At 49.3% G+C, this 3853-nt stretch carries 5 protein-coding genes; all 5 read left to right on the top strand.

All coding sequences use genetic code 11. The annotated features are described in order from the left end of the window. Positions 1-183: 183 nt before the first annotated feature. The gene (locus tag ALO_RS10840) at positions 184-1026 is read left to right on the top strand and encodes a MurR/RpiR family transcriptional regulator (protein WP_004095642.1); all 843 of its coding nucleotides are present in this window, start codon (positions 184-186) and stop codon (positions 1024-1026) included. A 44-nt stretch (positions 1027-1070) separates the two neighbouring features. After that, a complete protein-coding gene (locus ALO_RS23140; RefSeq protein ID WP_238528254.1) occupies positions 1071-1895 on the top strand; it encodes a four-carbon acid sugar kinase family protein in 825 nt (274 codons plus the stop codon). Further along, positions 1889-2356, top strand: coding sequence for a nucleotide-binding domain containing protein (locus ALO_RS23135; protein ID WP_238528253.1), 468 nt, complete (start codon positions 1889-1891; stop codon positions 2354-2356). Before ALO_RS23140 ends, ALO_RS23135 begins: the two co-directional genes overlap by 7 nt. A 5-nt stretch (positions 2357-2361) precedes the next feature. Beyond that, on the top strand, positions 2362-3375 hold the full coding sequence (gene pdxA / locus ALO_RS10830) for a 4-hydroxythreonine-4-phosphate dehydrogenase PdxA (RefSeq protein WP_004095640.1): 1014 nt from the start codon (positions 2362-2364) through the stop codon (positions 3373-3375). A gap of 24 nt (positions 3376-3399) precedes the next feature. Further along, positions 3400-3853: 2-keto-3-deoxygluconate permease (locus ALO_RS10825; RefSeq protein ID WP_004095639.1), on the top strand; the 454-nt coding region annotated here is incomplete at its 3' end.

The following is a 3853-nucleotide window of genomic DNA, read 5'->3' as shown; positions in this document are numbered from 1 at the left end:
TTTTTTTATGCTTAATTTCGTGCATTAAAATTGTCGATGAATCTTCAGTCTGAAAAGAATTCCAGGCGAAATTCAATCGATTTGGCAGGAATCTTGATAAATGTATCTAATATAAATTTGGAGATAATTTTCATGTAACAATAAAACGATGGAGAATATCTCCGAAAGGCGGAGGTTTAATCTATGACCCTCTTTACAAAAATTAGATTGAACAGTAACCGGTTTACAGCCGCACAGGAACGAATCGTCAGTTTTCTTCAGAACAATATCAAAGAGGCCATTGAACTTCCCATTAATGAATTAGCGGCATGCTGTCAGGTAGGAGATGCTACCGTCATTCGTTTTTACCGCTCATTGGGATACGAAACCTATGCGAGGTTTCGTATCGCCTTGGCAAAGGAATTATCAGATAATGAAATTCAGCCCGTATACGATGAAGTGGAACTGCAGGATGGGCTGTCCGATGTGATTCGTAAAGTCATCGGCTCGTCGATTCAAAGCATTTCCGATTTAGAAAACCAAATTTCTCTTTCTGCCGTAGAAGATATCGTGGCGCATTTGCAAAATGCCGATATGGTTCATGTTTTCGGTATGGGTGCTTCCGGTATCGTAGCGCAGGATGCTATGCACAAACTGATGCGTCTGGGGGTTAAAATTAAAGCTTACAGCGATTCTCACCTAATGGCGGTCGCTGCCTCAGTGGCTCAGCCCAATGAGATGTTCTTTGCCGTATGTCACTCAGGAGAAACGATTGATATACTCAAAACGTTGCAACTGGCTAGGCAGCGGGGCTGCTATACATGCGCGCTTACCAGCTATACGAATTCCAGTATTACCGGTATAGTTGACGCCTATTTACTGACCTGCTCCCGTGAAACAAAAATGCGGTCTGACGCCATGATTTCGCGGATTGTTCAGTTGGTTGTTATTGATATTCTGTATGTAAAACTTTCTCTCCAAATCGGAGACGCCGCTCTGGAAAGGGTCTACCAATCCCGTATTGCTCTGAAGCATTATCGGCGGTAACAAGGTTTCATAAATAAAATGCTTATGCTTAGGAGGCGGTTGCTTTGAGTATATCGGCGAGATCTATCGTTATTATTGCTGACGATTTGACCGGGGCAAATGATACAGGGGTACAGTTTGCCCGGCAAGGCATTCCAACAGAAGTGCTGCTGGATGGGGGAGTCCTGTCATCGCAGCAAGAAGCCGCTGTGATTGTGATCGATACGAACAGCCGGGCCATACCGGCTGAGGAGGCCTACCGAAAGGTCCGGGAAGCTGCTGAGCAAGCCCGTCGTGCCGGATTTCAGCATTATTACAAAAAACTGGACTCTACATTACGCGGCAATGTGGGAAAAGAATTGCGGGCAGTTCTGGATATGGGAATCCACGATTTTGCATTTGTTATGCCGGCGTTCCCTAAAACCGGGCGCACGACGATTGGCGGACAGCACTTATTGCAAGGAATTCCGCTTTCGGCGACGGAAATAGCCAGAGATCCTAAGTGCCCGGTCAGAGAAACATGTTTGCCGCAGCTATTGCAGCAACAGTCCGGACTGTCTGTCGGCCACATTGGCGTTCATGAACTCACTCAAGGAGCAGAGGCTGTCAGTAGAGCCATTCAGGGGCATCTTGCCAATGGGTGCAAAATCATATCCAGTGACGCCTGGCTGGATGAGCATTTTCTGCTAGCGGCTAAGGCCGCAAAAAAAGTTTCCAACAGAGTAGTATGGACAGGATCAGCCGGGTTGGCCGAATATTTGCCACAATTATTGGGGTGGGAAGAAACAACGGAGGCGGAGGTCGCGTTGCCTACATTGGCTATTGCAGGCAGTGTAAGCGGTGTTACACGGGGACAAATCGACCGGCTGCTGGACGACATGAGTTGTTAGAACTGGATGTGGCAGACTATCTGCCCTGGGAAAGCAGCAAAGCATTACCGCTTGTACAAAAAGCCTGCGAGAAGCTCGATCAGGGTAAACGGGTGGTGCTCGCCTCCGGTTATCAGCCGTCGGCGGTGGAGCGCGCTAAAGAGACCGGGGCGAAGCTGGGTCTCACGCCGGTGCAGGTCAGTGAATCGATAGCGGAAATACTGGGGTGGATCGGGGAAAGAATTCTGCGGGAGAAACCTGTTGCCGGCGTGATTCTTACCGGCGGCGATACGGCTGTTTCGGTATGCAGGGCTTTGGGAGTAACCGGCATTCGCATTCTTGAGGAGGTAGTTCCGGCAATTCCGCTGGGAGAAATGAAAACAGATGACGGAAAGCTGCTGCGGGTCGTTACTAAGGCCGGGGCGTTCGGCAATGCTGATGCGTTGGTCATTGCAACCCGCAGACTGCAAAAAAGGAAGTGATATACATGGAAGCATTAAATGCACAAAATCCTATTCTGGCAATTACCATGGGGGATGCCTCCGGCTGCGGACCCGAAATCATTGTTAAAGCCCTTGCCAGCGAGGCAATATACAGGCAATGCCGTCCCATTGTTTTTGGCGATGCCCGCCGGCTGCAGCTTGCTGCCCGAATCGTTAAGAGTGTATTGCACATCAACCGGATTTCATCCCCCTGTGACGGGGTTTACCAATATGGAACGATTGATGTGCTGGATTTTGCCAATATACCGGAAGATCTTGTGTTTGGCAAGGTTGACGGGCGCGCCGGACATGCCGCCTATACGTACATCGAATCCGCGATTCGGCATGCGATGGACAATCGCGTAGCAAGTGTGGTTACGGCCCCTATCAACAAGGAGGCACTCCATAAAGGCGGACATAATTTCCCGGGGCATACGGAAATTTTTGCTGAGCTGACTCATACTGCAGATTATGCCATGATGCTCGCCGGAGATGATTTGCGGGTCATCCACGTAACCACCCATGTGTCTATGATAGAAGCCGCAGCCTTGATCAAAAAGGATCGGGTGCTGCGTATTATTCAGCTTGCCGACCGGACGCTTCGCCTGCTGGGGCTGAAACAACCCCGCATTGCTGTCGCCGGGTTCAATGCCCATGCCGGCGAGAACGGGCTGTTCGGGCGGGAGGACGTTGATCAGATTGCACCGGCAGTTATAGAAGCGCAAAAAGCAGGAATTGCCGCTGCCGGCCCCATCGCTCCGGATACCGTATTCTATCGTGCGTCCTGTCGTAAAGAATTTGATATCGTCGTTGTAATGTATCATGATCAGGGACATATCCCTATCAAACTGCTTGGCTTTGACAATGGAATCAATGTGACGGTCGGGCTTCCGTTTCTTCGCACTTCAGTTGATCACGGAACTGCCTTTGATATTGCCGGCAAAGGAATTGCCAATAGCGGCAGCATGATTGCCGCTATTAACTTTGCTGCCCTCGCCAGCATCGGTGCCCGTAAGTAAAAATTATCAAAGAGGAGACTTCCTATGAAAATTAAAGCGTCTATTGAAAAGATCCCTGGTGGCATGATGATTGTTCCACTATTTTTGGGAGCACTTGTTAATACCTTTCTTCCTGACTTCGGCAAGACGTTCGGTTCGTTTACCGGTGCGCTGATGAGCGGCGCTTTATCGATTCTGGCAGTGTTCTACGTTTGCATGGGTGCGACCATTGATTTGAAGGCCACTCCGCAAATTCTGAAAAAGGGCGGCGCATTGTTAGGCGCAAAAATTTTGACAGGCGCCATTCTCGCTATAGTTGCATCTCAATTTATACCAAACGGATATATTGATTCGGGTTTTTTCGCAGGACTGTCTGTTCTGGCCATTGTGGCGGCTGTGAACGACACCAACGGTGGTCTATATATGGCGTTGATGGGGCAGTTCGGCAAAAAAGAAGATGTGGGGGCTTATTCTGTAATGAGCCTGGAATCCGGGTCCC

It is taken from the genome of Acetonema longum DSM 6540 (genome assembly GCF_000219125.1).
In the GTDB taxonomy this organism is placed as follows: Bacteria; Bacillota; Negativicutes; order Sporomusales; family Acetonemataceae; genus Acetonema; species Acetonema longum.
Note: the sequence above shows the minus strand (reverse complement) of the source record. Positions and strands in the feature narration are given on the sequence as shown.

Excerpts from the sequence above, each read along its gene's own strand:
- pdxA (WP_004095640.1), top strand. The coding sequence starts at position 2,362 with ATGGAAGCATTAAATGCACAAAATCCTATTCTGGCAATTACCATGGGG.
- ALO_RS10840 (WP_004095642.1), top strand. The coding sequence starts at position 184 with ATGACCCTCTTTACAAAAATTAGATTGAACAGTAACCGGTTTACAGCC.